The organism is Bacteroides sp. (assembly GCF_028690125.1).
Taxonomy (GTDB): Bacteria; Bacteroidota; Bacteroidia; order Bacteroidales; family Bacteroidaceae; genus Bacteroides.
In genome coordinates this window covers 72920-92200 of sequence record NZ_JAQVBV010000007.1, presented here as the reverse complement: position 1 = coordinate 92200, position 19281 = coordinate 72920, and the positions used below count along the sequence as shown (strand labels likewise).

Genomic DNA, 19281 nt, shown 5'->3' with positions numbered 1-19281 from the left:
CCTGCTTATTTTTTATCGATCATATCTTTCATTGGAACAATAGGACTATTTGTATCAAAGTCATACAACGAAAGAATTTTGAGGTTAAGTAATTCTATTCTGTAATTAATCAATGATTGCGTATAAGCGATTTTTTGATTTGAGAGCTGAGTTTGGAATTGACTCATTTCCATACCGGTAATATCGCCTTCACGGTATCTGGTCTGGTTCAAATCATAAGTCAATTGAGCGTTTTTCACATTTTGCTCAGCAATCTTAATCTGTGTCCGAAGGTTTTCGAGACTACGCCATACCTGACGAATATTAAGTTCAATATCAACTTTCTCTTCGTGAAACTCAAGTTCATTTATCTGCTGCGCAATCTGTTGTGCTTTAATTCTTGCCCTTTTTTCACCCCAATCGAAGATAGGAACAGAAAAACTGACTGAAACACGTGGATTTTGTGTCGGATTATCAAACATCTTATCCAAATTCTTATTATCTCCAGTCAATCCGAAAGATAAAGACACGTCTCCTTTAAATTCATTCATAGCTTTGGTCTTTATCATATCGAATTCTAGTTCCTTGGTCTTTATCTCCCGCTGGCGAATTTCCAAACGAGAACCGAGTCCATGCGTAATAGCTTGATCCAAATCAACTTGTATCGGTTTGATATCCACTTCAGCAAACACAAGAATGTCTTCATCCAGATTCATTCCAAGTGTCTGTTTGAGTTTGTCTTTTGCATTCTCCAGACTAACCTGTCTTTCATCTACAGACGAACGTGCTGTAGCAAGATTCAATTCAGCTTGATAAAGTTCATCTTTAGCAGCTAAATCAGCTTCTACTTTATTTTTCTTGATTTCATAACTCTGCTGGACATTGATCAATTCCTCACGGCTGATTTCCAGATTACTTTGTGCCATGTAAACCGCATAAAACTGATCGGTAATACTTTTTTCCGTATTCAGACGTTGCAAAGCATAACTAATATTGGCATTTTCGTAATCATACTGAATCTGCTTCAATTCCATCTTTCTCTTGTTATAAGTGAAAATGGGCTGGCTTAATTGAAGACGAAGATTATTATTGAATACCTGGCTATTTTTCTTATCATCACCCGAAATTGAGTTGTTTTTCTGCCACCCAAAGGTATTAATTAAAGAAATAGTACCATCTGTCCATAAAATAGGTTGCTCCACCCGGAAGCTTCCATTAGTATTAAATGTTTCTCCAGTATACCAACTCGAATTAAATGTGTCGAAAGACCTGTCCTTACCATAACTCACCGGATTCAATTCCAATGAAAATCGCGATTTCAAAGAAGCTTTCTGAGCTAACAAATTCTGTTTATACCTCTCTAAATTCATCTGAGAATTGCGAAGAGAAGGACTGTTCTTTTGCGCAATTTCCATCGCCTTGTCAATCGTTAAGGGGATTTGTCCTTGCGATGACAAAGTAAACCCCATAAAAGTAACGATAGTCAATAGCATCCTTTTTAATAGTCGTAAGTCACTTTCCATATAGTTTGCTGTTTTTTAATTATTATCGTTTCACTATTTTCACTGCATCCGCTGTGACAGTTCTCAGTTTGCATTCATCTGTCAGCACCACGCGAATTGTGTCGGAATTAATGAAGTAGGTACCTACCTGCTCCCATCCCTCATTGGCTTTTCTCATATCAATATAAGCATCTTCCACGCCATCGTCATACATCACTTTAAAGTGATATTCTCCTCGTGCACGATCGTTCCATCGCAGTTCATTATCTTTGAATACGTGATAATACAAATCATACTGACCGGATTCCGGTACAGGTACTTTCCATGTAGCAGTTTGCCCACCATTCCCACTTTTTATCACATAAGCCGATCGAATATATTTTCCGTAATAACCTTCATTGGTAGTGGCCGTCCATTGCAAAGGTGGACGCCACGAAGGTGTGCCGGCATATTTAAAGGATGTGTCATCTACTTCGTTCATCCATTTAGGTAAAAGTCCCACGACGGCAGGAGTAGAGAGAACAAAAAGAGTGGAATCTTCATTGTCCACAATAACCTCTCCCGGCAACTCAAATGAAGACTCCGGCAATATATAAATACTATCTTTGACTATTCTATTTTGTTCCTGTTTGATATTACCAATAGGTTGATCAATCACATTAGGAAGATTTCCTGAAACCATCGTATTGATTTCAACTCTACGAACCTGTTCTTCCCAAACCGACACAAATTCTTTACTTGTATGAGGAGGCATCTCCAATTTTCTACTAGCCCTAGGATCTTCTACCGTTTGACTCCACCAGTCATTCTGACGAATATTGATATGAATAATTCCATCATAATCTGAGTTATTGCTAATCAATATTTTCAAAACATAAAATTCCTCTCCACCTTTATTGGTTACTTTTGTCACTTCAGGAGTGCCAATAGAATAGAAAGGAAGAGGCGTCGTTTCTGTCCATTCTCTCAAAGAAGAATGAATATCCGCTTTACTTATAATCCCCAACGTATCAAGCATATTCTCAAACTTTATATTCAAGAAAGTATTGCGTTTCAGCAATGAATACAGTGAATCTCTGAAAGCTTCTACGCCTATATTTATTTCGGGCACGGCAAAAAGACGGCTTGCCTCTAACCCAACTATATTATTTTGTAAATCACGTAGTTCGACATTGGATAACAACTCTTTGAATGTATGTTTTTCTAACATTAAAATGGCCTTTTCATTATTACTGATGCCATTAATTTCTCGCTCCCATCCTCTATTCTCAGACCTTTTCTGCAAATATAATTCGATTACCCGATTAGCTACCGGCCATTCCGAAGAAAAAATATTATAACGAAAATTGTAAATCTGTGGAAAAAGAAAATAAGGATTTGCCTCTGTTGAAAGGTTAGCTCGTCCTCTACTACCTAATGAAAAGTTATAATTGCCTTCTGTTTGCATAAACGTCCAAGCGAAATTATTGAATGTACGCATCTGGGCCTCTACCACACTGATTTCATGATCACCGCGTGACCAACGGATGTGATTTTTAACTTCTCTTTTCACATCCAGATTCAACAAAGCCCCTTTTTCAGGTAATAAAACCATTTCCGGTTGCATGGTTTCCTGTGCTTGCGACCAAGTACGTTCATAGCTTGCAAACTGTACAGGTACTTCTACAATGGAAAATCGCTTAAATGGATATTCCAATTTAAATTGCCGTCCTAACTGTTCTTTAATATTACGTATAAGCGTAGGAATTGTATCTTGAATAGAATCAAATGCTGCTGTAAAATAGTCATGATCTTCTATATGCCAGATACTACACAGTACACTATCGGAATAGACACTTTTTTGCTGATAGTTTCCTATAATCAATGAGATTGTTTGAGACGGAAAATCTCCATTAAATGTGTAAACACCTTGTTCGTCACTCTTCCCTTCACCTTGAGATAGAGGGATCAATCCCGGAAGAGGTTTAACTTTTAAATGATAATTGCTGAAATAAGTTTGTTGCCAATCCGGACTTTTGTCGCTATAACTTGTTCCCGCACGAGGATACCAATAAGTTTCAGGAGTCAGCAACAAATAATCTTTTGTCTGGAAACAATACTGTTTATCAATATTAAACAAGAGCTTCTTCCTGGGAGCCTGCAACATTTCCGATGGAATATCCAGATAACAAAATGAATTGTCTATCTGTCCGTCATACTTAAATGTAACGGAGGCAGTATCTCCTTTTGCTATATTTTTCCCAAAGTCCACCAATACTATTTGTTTGTCACGCTTGAATTCAAGCGGTTGTTCACCCGAATAAACGGCACTAATGTTTAAACCGGGATTGAGACAGAATGTGAATACAGCAGACGATTTTAAGGCTATTCCCTTCATAGCCACTTCCGATGAAAAGTTATCAGGATACTGTTCTACCGAAATATCATATTGATAAATAGCCATTTTCGGAGTGGCAACGTATTGATTATTGATATTTGTATAAATAGTTCGTATATCACCTTGATACAAAATTGAATGTATATGCCAATAGCCTGATGTAAGGCTCAACAAAATGATGCCGAAGGAAAGAAACAACCATGAGTAATTACTTCGCAACGAGTTAGGCAAACGCCGGAAAAGACAGATTGTAAAAAATATAAATGCCAAGCCGGCAAATAGATAAATAGCCCGGTGATTTAAGATCACTCCCAAATTGGAAAATCCTACAATCGTGGATTTTACCAGAGGAAGGCTATAGGCCATATAATCAAAAAGATAATAAAACTTATCTTCAATATAGAAAACGGTCAATCCAATATAACCTAACAATATTACGAATGTTAATGCCTGATTTTTCAGTACTAACATTAAGAATATAGACAGACCAATGATAAAGATAAGAGTAGGCACACTAATCAGAAAGAAATAAATAACATATGCCATCCAGTCTACCTCTCCTGATGTTAGATTGAATGCTGCTGTAATACCAATTACAATCAGGTTCAAAATCAAAAAGACACGCAGATTTCCCCAAATCTTGCCGATAACATATTCTGCATTACTTAACGGACGGACATAAAAAACTTCTGATGTATCAAGCTTCTTATCTCTTTTCAAAAAATCAGAAGCCAGAAAGATAGCAATAACCGCCTGTCCCGTATTTAACAACAATAAGATTAGATAAGGTATATTCGAAGGTATGGATGTAGCAATCCAAAGCCCTCCCATATCTTCCGATAAAAATAACATGAAGTTTAAAAAACTAATGATACATACAGCAAGTACCGTAAATACCCTGAAGAACCAACTTCTTATTAATAATTTGCTTTCATATTTCGCTACCGATTGTATATTAGATATAAAAGTCATAACAGCATCATGTTTAGTCGTTTGTCCAAAGGTTTAACTGATTCTCCATATAATATACATAGGCATGTTCCAGATTGGGGGGAAATGGATCAGCTTCGTATCCTTCCACCTTATCTGTAACCACTTGTACCTCCCAACCTGTTCCTGACGGAATAGTAGAGATTACCGGATATTTTTTATCAATCTCATGTAGTTGGTCACCATTAGCTTTAATCCTCCATACTTTGCCTTCGGCTATCTTCAGCATCTCTTGTGGAGAACCGTCGAAAGAGACTTGCCCCCGGTTCATTAACGCCATATTATTACAGGTACTTGAAATATCGCCTACAATATGAGTAGATAAGATAATGGTTACGTCATTCTCACTGACTTCGGAAAGAAGGTTGCGGAAACGGATACGTTCTTCCGGATCAAGTCCGGTAGTAGGTTCATCGACAATAATTACTTTGGGATGATGTATCAGCGCTTGCGCAATTCCTAAACGCCGTTTCATACCTCCCGATAGTTTATTGGCATATCGTTCACGAACATCGAATAGTCCTACATTTTCGAGCATTTCATCAACTGCCTGCTTTCTTTGTCTGCTATGAGTCATTCCAGATAATCGAGCGGCATAATCAAGGAACTCATATGTTTTATATTTAGCAAAAAAGCGAAAATCCTGAGGAAGATATCCCAGAATACCCCGGATTTCTTTTCTCTCTTTCATCAAATCATATCCACAAATTTCAACTTGCCCGGAGGTGGGTTCCATTAAAGCGACAAGGATACGCATCAAAGTAGATTTGCCGGCACCGTTAGGTCCCAATAAACCGAACATCCCCGAAGGGATTTCAAGATTCACATCTTTCAATGCATGATTTCCGTTAGGATATATTTTATTGAGGTTTTTAATAGTAATACTCATGGCGTGTTTTTTGTCCTATGTTGTAATAGTCGTTAAAGATAGACTTTATTTACATTGCATAGATTATTATTTTAATAATTAACTTATATTAGCATCATCATCCTTAAGATTCACTATAAAAAGTAGTGAATAATTATAAATAAAATAGCGTCACAAAGTTGCAAGGAATTATTCAAATAAATAGAACTAACCTTCTGTTATTATATGTTTTCTATCTTCATTTTCGGGACATTGTCTTTTATTTTTCCTTCCATTAGGTTCCTCTGTTGCATAATCTGGGGTTGTATTCCTACTGGATAAACACTATCATCACTAGTATTCAGTCAATCTTCAAATAAGTTATAAGTTCCTACAAATTTAACATAATTTTTAATCTACCCATATATGTTTATCAAAGAAATGAAGAACGTAATCTTAGCATAATCATCAGGCATTACTTAAAGGTATTCTTTTATAAATTTTTCCAAAGACTATCCGGTTGATTAAGAAAGCCACACATTTTATAATTATAACAGATTGAATAGGTCTGCATCATGGTCATCCACATTACCTTTTATTAGAAAAAATTAAGTAACTCTCCTTTGTCATTACAAACTAAATGGAGTTTAAAATCATAGAGCCACCCCATTGTACTCTTTTCTATTGCTGTCATATCTTCGAATCCTTTATTGCGTTTGATCCTCTTGTTATGGCAAACTGTAATTTTTGGTAGAATCTATAAAGGTAATTCCAGTGGATTCTCCAAGATATATAAGTTCTATAAATATCATTAATATTATAATGACCCAGTGTTGAATTAAACGAAGCGGCTATATGAAAATTGATTGGGGAAATCTTGTTTCAAGTGTTCACTCACATAATGGAGGTAGTAATATTTAAAATTACAAAAACTGCCAAAGTGGAAAAACACACTCCATATCTGGGCCATTCTTACATAAGTGGGAGTGAAATATTGAACGAACGATTGCCAAAAGGCAGGCGAAAGAAAATACAAAAGTTAAAGATTTGCAAGTGCTTTGTAGGGCGTTTATATGCTGTTTGTAGAGTATTAATACTCAAGTTGTAGAGTATTAATACCCAAGTTGAAGGGTATTAATACCTTGTAAATTGGGTATTAATACTTTAGAAACAAAGATATAATAGTTTTCTGAAGCATTAAAAAAACTTCAATAATTGAATTCAAACATTGGAAAGAAAAAAATATTATATTAGCATTTTTTTTAGCTATTAGGATATCAAATTATGAAAATGGGATATTGAGTTGAACTCAATTGAAAAAGGAATGAATTAAACGAAGAATTTATATCATTATAGTGGTTGATTTTACTTATGATATAATGACTCTTTCTCCTCTTTCACCTTGTGGTTAAATAATTATTGACCAGTTAATTATGGATGAAGCATTCTTTTCCAGAAAGATCTTTTTACACTTTCATCGGTTTCACCTGATTGAATCTGTATCCGGCAGGCAGAGTATCTTTTTTGCTTTAAATTATGATCGACCGGGAAGCAGGGTGAAAACCGTGAAGCCGCCATAAATACAGTTTTTTATATTGCTTTCACCCGCTATTGCCTTCTTGGAGGAAGTTTTAGGCAAATGGTGAAAGCATTGAAGACAAATACATAACTTCACCGATTATTTTTGAATAATGGGATATATTTGCAATGGACAATAAAAAGCACTCTTCGAAAATCCTGTGCGAAAACAAACAAATACCGTGATAAATTTATGCTTAAAGTGACAGTTTTATATCTAATCATTCCCGGACGGATTAATTTCCTTCTATTGGGTCGTTATGGTAGCTTCGGCGAGCAACTTTATCGTCATTTGCTATCCGGACTGAAAGACTGCCAAAGTTGTAATTTGGATAAAAACTACTTTTCCACTTTAACGCATTATTGACTAGCATAAACAGATATTGGCGATAGTAATCGAAACTAGTATGCACCCTAGTTGAAATCTAAAAATAGGGTTATGAATTAGTGAGTTTACCACATATATATCATAGCACAAAGAACAGGAAAACGAACGAAACAAAAGATAGAATTTTATGTATTCATCCTTGTTTAGAATAGTGACGGTATCCGGTTGGTATAGTGACACCATTCGGTCAAGATAGTGACGGTATCATGACCGGATATCGTCACCATAAAAATTGAACGTGTTAATCATTTCAATAACCAATACGAAGTTAATCAATTGATATATCGAACATCACTGTTGGGACGTTTATAATGAAGCCTCGGATTTATATCTTCAGACTGAACTTTTTATCGGTAGCGGTTTGACTTCCTCCGGGCAAAAATCTGCGCGGATGAGATTTATATGAACAGGGAAAATGGAAAACAGATATTTGGAAAGTAATGTGCACCCAAGCGAAATTTGCCTATTATAAAATAGTGAGGAACTGATTTATTCAGCAGACTCTAATTATGATATTCCATTTAGCCAGCAGATGGAAGGAACAGCTAGTATAGCCAATAACAAAGTCAGAAATAAATAGGAATTTCGCTTCAATTATTCGCTAGAATCAAAGAAAGTCCCTATCTTTACACAAAATATTCTCTATTATTCACTACTAAATGTAAATATTATGGCAAGTAGAAGAAAACTCAAGAAAAATGTAAATTATATCGCAGGGGAATTATTCACCGAGTGTTTGATCAACAGTATGTTTATACCTGGTACTGACAAAGCTAAAGCTGATGAGATTATGGCAGAAATTCTAAAAATGCAAGATGAATTTGTCAGCCGAATAAGTCATACAGAACCAGGAAACGTGAAAGGTTTTTATAAGAAATTCCGAATAGACTTCAATGCGAAGATGGACGAGATTATTGACGCTATCGGAAAATTGAACTAAAAGACAGAATGAAAAAAGCCATTTACAGTTTTATCTATTACCGCCTTTTAGGTTGGAAGACAAACGTTACAGTACCTAATTACGATAAATGTGTAGTCTGTGCGGCACCACATACAACGAACCTTGATTTATTTATTGGAAAACTGTTTTATGGAGCTTTAGGCCGTAAAACAAGTTTCATGATGAAAAAAGAATGGTTCTTTTTTCCGTTAGGACTTCTCTTCAAAGCGGTAGGCGGGATTCCTGTAGATCGTGGACGAAAGACTTCGTTGGTAGACCAGATGGCAAAACGTTTTGCCGAAAGCAAGAAGTTTCATTTGGCTATTACTCCCGAAGGAACTCGTAAAGCAAATCCAAACTGGAAAAAAGGGTTTTATTTTATTGCTCTTAAAGCACAAGTGCCTATTGTGCTGATTGGCATTGATTACGAGAAAAAAACTATTTCAGCAACAAAAGCAATCATGCCTTCGGGTGATATTAATAAAGATATGCGGGAAATTAAACTCTATTTCAAAGATTTCAAAGGAAAACATCCTGAGAACTTTACACTTGGAGATATCTAATTTTATCATGGAAGACCTTGAAGGAAAATTGCTAATAGACTAATAATAGTATGGATTCCATTCGAATTTCTATCATACAGACCGATATCGTTTGGGAAAATAAACAGGAAAATCTCCGTTTGCTCCACGAGAAACTGCAAAGTCTTCGTGGAACAACGGAGATTGTTGTTTTACCGGAGATGTTCTCTACCGGATTCAGTATGCAAAGCAATATTTTGGCAGAGCCGGTTACCGGAACCACTATAACTACACTCAAGCAATGGGCTTCTATCTATCAAACAGCAATCTGTGGAAGTTATATAGCGGAAGATAAAGGCTGTTTTTATAACCGGGCTTTTTTCCTCACCCCCGAAGGAAAAGAACATTATTATGATAAACGCCATTTATTCCGTATGGGACAGGAAAGTGAACATTTCTCTGCCGGAAATGAACGTCTTATTATCCCCTATCTCGGATGGAATATCTGTTTGCTTGTATGTTATGACCTACGTTTCCCGGTATGGAGTCGAAATGTGAATAACGAATATGATTTACTGGTATATGTAGCAAACTGGCCCATACCACGTCGCCTGGCTTGGGATACATTATTGCGAGCACGTGCATTGGAAAATCAATGTTATGTGTGCGGAACAAATAGAATAGGTACAGACGGATATCATCTTCATTATAATGGAGGAAGTGTAGTATATTCGGCTCTTGGAGAGGAAATCACTTCCTTGCCCGAGGGACAGGAAGGAATCACTACTGCTGCCCTCAATCTGACTACCTTGCAGAGATTCAGAGAGAAATTTCCAGTGTGGAAAGATGCAGATTCATTCCAACTTTGATGCATGATGGCAACTGTTCAGGTAGACTGTTCTTTGATAATCAACAGTATCTGTCATGCTGAGCTTGTCGAAACACCACATCTCCTTAGTATATTGAGAGAGGAGATTCTCCACTAGGTTCTCTTAGACTAATAGTAATCATACCTGAGTAGTTACTCTTGATGAAACAAATGTTAAAAACGATTTATTGCAGCAACAATACCTAAAAATTGGTAGTTAATTATATAGACTTCTTTTGTATCTTTGTCGTAGCTAAAATACAGTCGTAAGGACTCTAATCTTACATAACTTAATTAACAACTTTATGAAAACAAATCTTAGTTCTCAAATCACTCTCCATCGGGTCTCCCCCAGATACTACAGACCGGAGAATGCATTTGAAAAATCAGTCTTGACAAGACTCGAAAAAATCCCCACAGACATTTATGAGTCTGTAGAAGAAGGCGCTAACTACATTGCTTGCGAAATTGCACAAACTATCCGCGAAAAACAAAAAGCAGGACGCTTCTGCGTTTTGGCTCTCCCCGGAGGTAACTCACCAAGCCACGTTTATTCGGAACTTATCCGTATGCATAAAGAAGAAGGCCTTAGCTTCCGTAACGTGATTGTGTTTAACATGTACGAATATTATCCATTAACTGCTGATGCCATCAACAGTAACCTCAACGCGTTGAAAAATATGTTGCTGGATCATGTCGATATCGACAAACAGAATATATTCTCTCCGGATGGTACGATTGCCAAAGACACTATCTTTGAATATTGCCGCCTGTACGAACAGCGCATCGAAAGTTTCGGAGGTATTGACATAGCATTGCTTGGTATCGGTCGTGTAGGTAACATTGCTTTCAATGAGCCGGGTTCACGTCTGAACTCCAATACCCGTCTGATTTTATTGGATAATGCGTCACGCAACGAAGCATCCAAGATTTTCGGAACTATAGAAAATACTCCGATCAGTTCTATCACAATGGGAGTATCTACCATCCTAGGTGCGAAGAAAATATACCTGTTGGCATGGGGCGAAGATAAAGCTGCAATGATTAAAGAATGTGTAGAAGGTACTATTACTGACACCATTCCTGCATCTTATTTGCAAACTCACAATAATGCTCACGTATCTATAGACCTTTCGTCTGCCATGAACCTGACGCGTATACAACGTCCGTGGTTAGTGACTTCTTGCGAATGGAATGATAAACTGATTCGTAGTGCTATTGTATGGCTGTGTCAATTGACAGGTAAACCAATTCTGAAACTGACTAATAAAGACTACAACGAAAACGGCTTAAGTGAGCTTCTGGCTCTCTTCGGTTCTGCCTACAATGTAAATATCAAGATATTCAACGATCTGCAACATACCATCACCGGATGGCCGGGTGGTAAACCTAATGCCGACGACACTTATCGTCCGGAACGAGCTAAACCATTCCCTAAACGCATTGTCGTTTTCTCTCCGCATCCTGATGATGATGTTATCTCTATGGGAGGAACCATACGCCGTTTGGTTGAGCAGAAACATGAGGTACACGTTGCTTATGAAACATCCGGTAACATTGCAGTGGGCGACGAAGAAGTAGTTCGTTTCCTTCATTTTATCAATGGGTTCAACCAGATTTTCAATAATAGCGAAGATTTGGTGATTAGTGAAAAATATGCAGAAATCCGTAAGTTCTTAAAAGAGAAGAAAGACGGTGATATAGATAGCAGAGATATTTTGACGATCAAAGGACTGATACGTCGCGGTGAAGCACGTACTGCTTGCTCGTACAATAATATACCGTTGGATCGTTGTCACTTCCTGGATTTACCGTTCTATGAAACCGGCAAGATTCAGAAAAATCCGATTAGCGAGGCAGATGTAGAAATTGTACGTAATCTGCTGCGTGAAGTGAAACCTCATCAAATCTTTGTAGCAGGTGACTTGGCTGACCCGCACGGTACACACCGTGTATGTACGGACGCTGTGCTTGCTGCCATAGATCTTGAAAAAGAGGAAGGTGCTAAATGGCTGAAAGACTGCCGTATCTGGATGTATCGTGGTGCATGGGCCGAATGGGAAATTGAAAACATTGAAATGGCTGTGCCTATCAGTCCGGAAGAACTTCGTTCAAAACGTAATTCTATCCTGAAGCATCAGTCACAGATGGAAAGTGCTCCGTTCATGGGCAATGACGAACGTCTGTTCTGGCAACGCAGCGAAGACCGCAACCGTGGTACAGCTACGTTGTACGACCGTTTAGGTTTGGCTTCTTACGAAGCTATGGAAGCATTTGTAGAATACGTTCCGTTGTAAAATGTATTAAAAATAATAGAAGAGTGAGGAGTTCTATACTTCTCACTCTTTTTTTTGTTTATTTTTGCGGGAAAGTTCACTGCGGATTAGCACAGATTGAATATTTAGTATGTATTCAATAGTATTAGAGACCCGGATAGTGAAAACCTAAAAAATTAAATGATGAAAAAAATAGTAGTACTCATCGTCTGCCTGACAATAGGCACAAATTTCCTTTTTGCTCAAGACATTGAAAGAAATGTAAAAGAGCGGCTCACAAGCTATTTCAATACATATACTACTACAACTAAAATCAGTACACCCAAACTGAATAGTTTCGATATCGATTACGATCGGAAAACCATGAATATCTATGCTTCGGAAAGTTTTGCTTACCAGCCCTTTCTGCCGGAGACTGTAGAAGCAATATATAATCAGGTAACAGCACTTCTTCCCGGTCCCGTGCATTATTATAAAATCACCATTTACGCAGATGGAAAACCAATCGAAGAATTGGTTCCCAATCTATATCGTAAGAAAAAAGATAAAGAACGGATGTCTCTGGACATTGAATACAAAGGTGCTCCGTGGGTGAAAAATGACTCCCGTCCTTATGAAATTTCCCGTGGATTACAAGATCGGCATATTGGACTATGGCAAAGTCATGGAAACTATTTTAAAAACGACAAAGGTGAATGGGGTTGGCAACGTCCCCGATTATTTTGTACTACGGAAGATCAATTTACACAATCTTTCATTCTTCCTTATGTCATCCCGATGTTGGAGAATGCCGGAGCCATTGTTTATACTCCCCGCGAACGGGATACACAGAAAAATGAGATTATTGTAGATAATGATACTCCTAATGCTTCTCTCTATCTGGAAGTAGGAAGTAAAAAAGCTCGTTGGGAAGCCGCAAAAGTAAACGGTTTTGCCCAAAAGAAAGCAATTTATCAGGACGGTGAGAATCCTTTTATCACAGGAACCTGCCGACTGATTCAGACAGAAAAGAAGAAAAAGAAAAATAAGGATCAGGCATTTGCGGAGTGGGTTCCTACACTGCCGGTAAAAGGAGAATATGCAGTTTACGTTTCCTACCAGACATTGCCCAACAGTGTGAGCGATGCCAAATACCTAGTATTTCACAATGGTGGAGTCACAGAATTTAAAGTAAATCAGAAAATAGGTGGGGGTACTTGGGTATATCTCGGTACCTTCGAATTTGACAAAGGCAACAACGACTATGGAATGGTAATCCTCAGCAATGAGAGCAATGAACAAGGTGTAGTTTGTGCCGATGCTGTACGTTTCGGAGGGGGAATGGGCAATATTTCACGCGGAGGAAGTATCAGCGGGCTGCCACGTTACCTGGAAGGAGCACGCTATTCTGCTCAATGGGCAGGTATGCCATATGATGTATATGCCGGACGGAAAGGGGAAAATGATTATACAGATGACATTAATGTGCGTTCTAATACAATCAACTATTTGTCAGGCGGTTCTATATATAATCCCACTCAACAAGGATTAGGTATTCCTTTGGAAATGACAATGGCACTTCACAGTGATGCCGGATGTAGCAAAGCGGATGAAATTATCGGATCTCTTGGTATTTATACAACTGATTTCAACAATGGAAAGTTGAATAATGGCGTAGACCGTTATGCATCACGCGACTTGGCAGATATCTTGCTGACTCAGATTCAAAAAGATATCCAAACAAATTATAACCAGCCGTGGACACGCCGCAGTATGTGGAATCGTAATTATAGCGAAACACGTCTTCCTGCGAATCCGTCCACTATCATCGAATTACTTTCTCATCAAAACTTTGCAGATCTACAAATGGGACATGATCCGAATTTCAAATTCACAGTGGGACGTGCTATTTATAAAGGTGTATTACAGTTTTTAAGCAACCAACATGGCAAAGAATATGTAGTACAGCCCCTTCCTGTAAGTAACTTTGCAGTTCGTTTCGGCAAAAAGAAAAACACTTTAGAACTTTCCTGGAATGGAGAAGAGGATCCGCAGGAGCCGACAGCTCGCCCTAAAGACTATATCGTTTATACACGTATCGGATATGGAGGTTTCGACAATGGTACATTAGTCAGCAAAACATCACATACGGTTAAAATAGAGCCGGGGCTTGTCTATTCATTCAAAGTAACAGCCGTCAATCGAGGTGGTGAAAGTTTTCCTTCCGAAATTTTATCTGCTTATAAAGCCAAACGTGAACGAGAAAGAATATTGATAGTCAATGGATTCGACAGAATCAGTGGTCCGGCGATTATTAATACCCCCAATGAAGCTGGCTTTGATTTAAACCAAGATCCGGGTGTTCCCTATTTATATAATATTTCTTTCTGTGGAGCACAAACCGGATTCGACCGCAAACAAGCAGGCAAAGAAGGACCAGGTAGTTTGGGACATAGTGGCAACGAACTGGAAGGAATGAGGATTGGAGGAAACACATTTGATTATCCTTTTATTCACGGAAAAGCTATTCAGGCAACCGGAAAATACAGTTTTGTTTCGTGCAGCGATGAAGCCGTTGAAAACGGAATCATATCTTTAGAAGATTATCCGATTGTAGATTATATCCTAGGACTCGAAAAAGAATCTCCGACGGACAAAGCTTATTACAAAACTTTCTCTTCACCGATGCAGCGAATCATCACCAGTTATTGCCAATCAGGAGGTAATATGTTTGTCAGTGGAGCTTATGTGGGGAGTGACATGAGTGTTTCGCAAGGTAATCGGGAATTCACAGAAAAAATACTGAAATATAGTTATCAAAACAGTATGACGGATAAGACTTCGGGACAAATTAACGGTTTGGGACTGACACTCACAATTCCCCGCTTGCCGAATGAAAATAGTTATGCTGTCAGTAATCCGGATTGTATAACTCCGGTAGCTCCCGCTTTCCCCGTATTTGTTTATGCAGCGGGGAACCAGAGTGCCGGCATAGCATACAAAGGAAATTATCGTACTTTCGTATTAGGATTTCCATTCGAGAGTATTCAGTCGGAAAAGGTTCGGACAAGTGTGATGGCTGCCATATTAGGATTCTTTACTCAGAAATAATCTGAAATAGCAGTATAGTCAAACAAAAATATATTTAAAGAAAGCGCGGATCAAAAATATCCGTGCTTTTTTAGTTCGTTTTTCATTTTAAATTCTATCTTTGCTCCTAGTAATAACCTTTAAAACTAAAAAACAATGTATACTATACAGGCAAATCCCAGCGGTACACGCACCATAGAAGTTTCTGACGAGAATCTGAGAACGATCGAGAAATATGCTTTGTTCCGTCATCTTATCGACAGTAACGGTATCGTAGATGAGGATGTATTAGATAAACTAAAACTTAATATCCGCTCTCTGATATCTAGCCAGGAAGAAGACAGCAAAGATCTGTTAGACCTTTGTATCGATGTGATTTATCACAACAATATGAAAGCATTTGGTCTGCAACAACTGATCAAGCTCTATCTCTCTTGGCTCACTACCCAGGATGCGGAAGAAGAGGAGGAATAATGATTACAATAGACACCTGCGGAACAATATCTTACAGTCCATTGATTCCTGCTATCAAAGCCATGTGTTATGCTTCTCCCGGAGATACTCTGGAAGTTATTATGAATAATGCAGAAGCTTTTGGAGACTTAAAGGAGTATTTATCCGAACAAGGTATCGGTTTTCGTGAAATTTATGACGAAGAACGAATGACATTGCAATTCACAATCAATAAGAAGTTTCAATAAAACATCCTAATGATTGTAGTTAAACATCCCAATGAATAAAAAAATCATTGGGATGTTTTTTTATTATCTGTATCTTTGCAGCATGAAAGAATATCGATTGACCGACTGGTTACCTACCACTAAGAAAGAAGTGGAACTTCGTGGATGGAATGAATTGGATGTCATCCTTTTCAGTGGTGATGCGTATGTGGACCATCCCTCCTTCGGAGCCGCCGTCATTGGGCGTATGCTCGAAGCAGAAGGCTTGAAGGTAGCTATCATACCTCAACCCAACTGGCGTGACGACCTTCGTGACTTTAAGAAGTTGGGACGTCCCCGTTTGTTTTTTGGTATTTCCGGTGGATGTATGGATTCAATGGTCAATAAATATACTGCCAATAAACGTCTGCGCAGTGAGGATGCTTATACTCCTGACGGACGGCCTGATATGCGTCCGGAATATCCTTCTATTGTATATAGTCAGATATTAAAAAAGCTTTATCCGGATGTTCCTGTCATTTTAGGAGGTATTGAAGCCAGTATGAGACGGGTGAGTCATTATGACTATTGGCAAGACAAAATACAAAAAAGCATCTTATGTGATAGTGAAGCCGATTTGCTGATCTATGGAATGGGAGAAAAACCCATAGTGGAAATAGTGCGGCAAATGAATAGTCTGCTTTCCGACACGGAAACCCTATTAACGAGTAGCGAACTAAAAAAAATAATAGAAAACATTCCTCAGACAGCCTATCTCTGCCGTTCTACAGAATGGACGCTTGCACCGGATGACATTCAACTCTATTCACATGAGGAGTGTCTGGCTGATAAGAAGAAACAAGCCGGTAATTTCCACCATATCGAAGAAGAATCCAATAAATATGCGGCCTCCCGTATCACGCAAGCTGTAGGAAACAAAATCGTAGTCGTCAATCCTCCTTATCCTCCGATGAGTCAGAAAGAACTCGACCATTCATTCGATCTTCCTTATACCCGTTTGCCCCACCCCAAATATAAAGGGAAACGGATTCCTGCGTATGACATGATCAAGTTTTCTATTAATATTCATCGGGGATGTTTCGGTGGATGTGCCTTCTGTACCATTTCCGCGCATCAGGGAAAGTTTATTGTCAGTCGCAGCAAAGAGTCTATTTTGAAAGAGGTGAAAGAGGTTATGCAATTACCCGACTTCAAAGGATATTTAAGTGATTTAGGAGGTCCGTCTGCCAATATGTATCAGATGAAAGGAAAAGATGAAGCCCTCTGTAAAAAATGCAAGCGTCCCTCTTGCATTCATCCGAGAGTATGTCCGAATCTGAATTCAGATCATCGCCCGCTATTGGATATTTACAAAGCCGTAGACACTTTACCCGGCATCAAGAAATCTTTTATTGGCAGTGGGGTACGCTATGACTTATTACTACACCAGAGTAAAGATGCTGAGACTAACCGTAGTACTGCGGAATATACTCGCGAACTGATTATTAACCATGTCAGCGGACGATTAAAGGTTGCTCCGGAACATACTAGCGATAGGGTATTATCTATCATGCGTAAACCATCTTTCAGTCAATTTGAAACATTTAAAAAAGTGTTCGATCGCATCAACAAAGAAGAAAACTTGCGCCAACAGCTTATTCCTTACTTTATATCCTCTCATCCGGGATGTAAAGAAGAAGATATGGCAGAACTAGCTGTTATCACCAAACAATTAGACTTTCATCTGGAACAGGTACAGGACTTTACCCCTACCCCGATGACAGTGGCTACTGAAGCTTGGTATACAGGTTTTCATCCATATACATTAGATCCGGTATTCAGTGCGAAGACGCAACGGGAGAAATTAGCGCAGCGTCAGTTCTTTTTCTGGTATAAACCGGAAGAACGAAAAAATATAATCAATGAGCTTAGACGTATCGGACGACAGGATTTGATAGACAAATTATATGGAAAAAGATAAGGATTAGCACAAAGAAAAATAATAGCACTCTGATAGACTTCGCAAGTTATACAAAGAATTAGGCGTAATGGTGTAAAACTTCTGCGAAGTCTGATTCTATCAGATCTTCTCTTCATTGCAAATATCCGATAAAACTGATATAAGTAAAATTTAAACCCATAATCTTATAAATTTCTTTTTTATTGTTCATTATAAACTTTCACCAGTGAACTAATTCTATTTTTCTTCTGTTCCATGCATAAATCATATAGATTAAAGCAGTTATAGTCTATTTAAGTATTCACTTAAAAATAAAGGTAAATAATGAATGTACATTCTCTTTTCGACCTGTCCGGTAAAGTTGCTATAGTAACCGGCGGTGGAGACGGAATTGGGAAAGGAAGTTGCGAGATTCTCGCACAGTCCGGAGCCTCGATAGTAGTGAGCGACTTGATGCTTGATAAAGCACAAGCGGTAGCAGATGAGATTATAAGTAACGGGGGGAAGGCGATTGCGGTAGCTTGCAACGTGCTTAAAGATGAAGATCTGGTAAATCTGGTAGATATGACAGTGGCTAAATTCGGAACAGTCAATATTCTGGTAAACAATGCGGGAGGCGGTGGTGGAGGTAGAGAAAATCCATTCAAAGTAGACCGTGCATATTTTGAAAGGATTTTCAATTTCAATGTTTTTAGTACATGGCGACTATGCCAACTCGTCGTACCACACATGGCAAAATCCGGTTACGGAAGTATAGTCAATATCACCTCGATGGGTAGCATTAACAAAAGCCCGAATATGAGCGCATATGCCGCTTCAAAAGCAGCGTTGAACCATATGGCAGCAAACTTGGCTTTCGACTTCGGCCCAATGGGGGTACGTATCAACAATGTGGGACCGGGTGCTACCAAAACTCATGCACTGTCCACCGTGCTTACTCCAGAGATTGAGGAAAAGATGCTGGCTCATAGTCCAATTAAGCGATTGGGGGAAGTAATTGACATCACAGGAGCAGTGCTTTACTTTGCTGCGCCGGTTTCGCAATGGGTAAGCGGACAAACGCTTTTCGTCAATGGAGGAGGTGTACAGACTCTTGACTGATTTTTGATTGACAATAAACAATAACATTCATTCTATATACAATTAAATAATGGAAGATATTTGTAAACTATAAAATTTCACAGGTAAAGTGATTATTATTACCGATAATGCAAGTGCAATAGGTAGTGCAGCATTTCTTCTGTCCGCTTCTCAAGGTGCTAATGTAATCATTGCTGATATTCTTAAGGCTGATGCCAAAAGAGTAACAACAGAAATGACTTAAAAA

13 protein-coding genes are annotated in these 19281 nt (G+C 38.3%); 9 read left to right on the top strand and 4 right to left on the bottom strand.

Annotation, left to right across the window (positions count from 1 at the left end):
- Nucleotides 1-5: 5 nt before the first annotated feature.
- The 4 genes from PHO71_RS06620 to PHO71_RS26175 form a co-directional block, all read right to left on the bottom strand.
- Nucleotides 6-1502 (bottom strand): TolC family protein, encoded by a 1497-nt coding sequence (locus PHO71_RS06620; protein WP_300200706.1) that lies wholly within the window; start codon nucleotides 1500-1502, stop codon nucleotides 6-8.
- Nucleotides 1503-1524: 22 nt separating this feature from the next.
- Entirely contained in the window at nucleotides 1525-4830 is a 3306-nt protein-coding gene (locus PHO71_RS06615) for a xanthan lyase (RefSeq protein ID WP_300200703.1), read from the bottom strand.
- A gap of 13 nt (nucleotides 4831-4843) precedes the next feature.
- Nucleotides 4844-5737: an ABC transporter ATP-binding protein gene (locus tag PHO71_RS06610; RefSeq protein WP_300200700.1), complete on the bottom strand. Its 894-nt coding sequence runs from the start codon at nucleotides 5735-5737 to the stop codon at nucleotides 4844-4846.
- 556 nt (nucleotides 5738-6293) lie between these two features.
- The gene (locus PHO71_RS26175; protein WP_367279887.1) at nucleotides 6294-6440 is read right to left on the bottom strand and encodes a transposase; all 147 of its coding nucleotides are present in this window, start codon (nucleotides 6438-6440) and stop codon (nucleotides 6294-6296) included.
- A gap of 1891 nt (nucleotides 6441-8331) precedes the next feature.
- Here PHO71_RS26175 and PHO71_RS06605 point away from each other — a divergent pair.
- From PHO71_RS06605 to PHO71_RS06565, 9 genes are all read left to right on the top strand, one after another.
- The gene (locus PHO71_RS06605) at nucleotides 8332-8601 is read left to right on the top strand and encodes a hypothetical protein (RefSeq protein WP_300200697.1); all 270 of its coding nucleotides are present in this window, start codon (nucleotides 8332-8334) and stop codon (nucleotides 8599-8601) included.
- 8 nt (nucleotides 8602-8609) lie between these two features.
- On the top strand, nucleotides 8610-9164 hold the full coding sequence (locus tag PHO71_RS06600; RefSeq protein WP_300200694.1) for a 1-acyl-sn-glycerol-3-phosphate acyltransferase: 555 nt from the start codon (nucleotides 8610-8612) through the stop codon (nucleotides 9162-9164).
- Nucleotides 9165-9214: 50 nt separating this feature from the next.
- Nucleotides 9215-9991, top strand: a complete 777-nt coding sequence (locus tag PHO71_RS06595; protein WP_300200692.1) for an amidohydrolase — start codon at nucleotides 9215-9217, stop codon at nucleotides 9989-9991.
- Nucleotides 9992-10295: 304 nt separating this feature from the next.
- Complete coding sequence (locus tag PHO71_RS06590) at nucleotides 10296-12287, top strand: glucosamine-6-phosphate deaminase (RefSeq protein ID WP_300200689.1); 1992 nt, start codon at nucleotides 10296-10298, stop codon at nucleotides 12285-12287.
- A gap of 162 nt (nucleotides 12288-12449) precedes the next feature.
- Nucleotides 12450-15356 (top strand): xanthan lyase, encoded by a 2907-nt coding sequence (locus tag PHO71_RS06585; protein WP_300200933.1) that lies wholly within the window; start codon nucleotides 12450-12452, stop codon nucleotides 15354-15356.
- A 135-nt stretch (nucleotides 15357-15491) separates the two neighbouring features.
- Complete coding sequence (locus PHO71_RS06580; protein WP_300200686.1) at nucleotides 15492-15809, top strand: hypothetical protein; 318 nt, start codon at nucleotides 15492-15494, stop codon at nucleotides 15807-15809.
- Nucleotides 15809-16036 carry a sulfurtransferase TusA family protein gene (locus tag PHO71_RS06575; protein ID WP_300200683.1) on the top strand — a complete coding sequence of 76 codons (228 nt, stop codon included), beginning with the start codon at nucleotides 15809-15811 and terminating at the stop codon, nucleotides 16034-16036. The genes PHO71_RS06580 and PHO71_RS06575 overlap by 1 nt, the downstream gene beginning before the upstream one ends.
- An 82-nt stretch (nucleotides 16037-16118) precedes the next feature.
- A complete protein-coding gene (locus PHO71_RS06570) occupies nucleotides 16119-17975 on the top strand; it encodes a YgiQ family radical SAM protein (protein WP_300200932.1) in 1857 nt (618 codons plus the stop codon).
- A gap of 303 nt (nucleotides 17976-18278) precedes the next feature.
- The gene (locus PHO71_RS06565; RefSeq protein WP_300200680.1) at nucleotides 18279-19055 is read left to right on the top strand and encodes a glucose 1-dehydrogenase; all 777 of its coding nucleotides are present in this window, start codon (nucleotides 18279-18281) and stop codon (nucleotides 19053-19055) included.
- Nucleotides 19056-19281 lie beyond the last annotated feature (226 nt).

What these genes read in the sequence shown, in the direction of transcription:
- PHO71_RS06585 (WP_300200933.1), top strand. Translation starts at nt 12,450, where the DNA reads ATGAAAAAAATAGTAGTACTCATCGTCTGCCTGACAATAGGCACAAAT.
- PHO71_RS06580 (WP_300200686.1), top strand. Translation starts at nt 15,492, where the DNA reads ATGTATACTATACAGGCAAATCCCAGCGGTACACGCACCATAGAAGTT.
- PHO71_RS06570 (WP_300200932.1), top strand. Translation starts at nt 16,119, where the DNA reads ATGAAAGAATATCGATTGACCGACTGGTTACCTACCACTAAGAAAGAA.
- PHO71_RS06605 (WP_300200697.1), top strand. Translation starts at nt 8,332, where the DNA reads ATGGCAAGTAGAAGAAAACTCAAGAAAAATGTAAATTATATCGCAGGG.
- PHO71_RS06600 (WP_300200694.1), top strand. Translation starts at nt 8,610, where the DNA reads ATGAAAAAAGCCATTTACAGTTTTATCTATTACCGCCTTTTAGGTTGG.
- PHO71_RS06610 (WP_300200700.1), bottom strand. Translation starts at nt 5,737, where the DNA reads ATGAGTATTACTATTAAAAACCTCAATAAAATATATCCTAACGGAAAT.
- PHO71_RS06575 (WP_300200683.1), top strand. Translation starts at nt 15,809, where the DNA reads ATGATTACAATAGACACCTGCGGAACAATATCTTACAGTCCATTGATT.
- PHO71_RS06590 (WP_300200689.1), top strand. Translation starts at nt 10,296, where the DNA reads ATGAAAACAAATCTTAGTTCTCAAATCACTCTCCATCGGGTCTCCCCC.
- PHO71_RS06615 (WP_300200703.1), bottom strand. Translation starts at nt 4,830, where the DNA reads ATGACTTTTATATCTAATATACAATCGGTAGCGAAATATGAAAGCAAA.
- PHO71_RS06620 (WP_300200706.1), bottom strand. Translation starts at nt 1,502, where the DNA reads ATGGAAAGTGACTTACGACTATTAAAAAGGATGCTATTGACTATCGTT.
- PHO71_RS06595 (WP_300200692.1), top strand. Translation starts at nt 9,215, where the DNA reads ATGGATTCCATTCGAATTTCTATCATACAGACCGATATCGTTTGGGAA.
- PHO71_RS06565 (WP_300200680.1), top strand. Translation starts at nt 18,279, where the DNA reads ATGAATGTACATTCTCTTTTCGACCTGTCCGGTAAAGTTGCTATAGTA.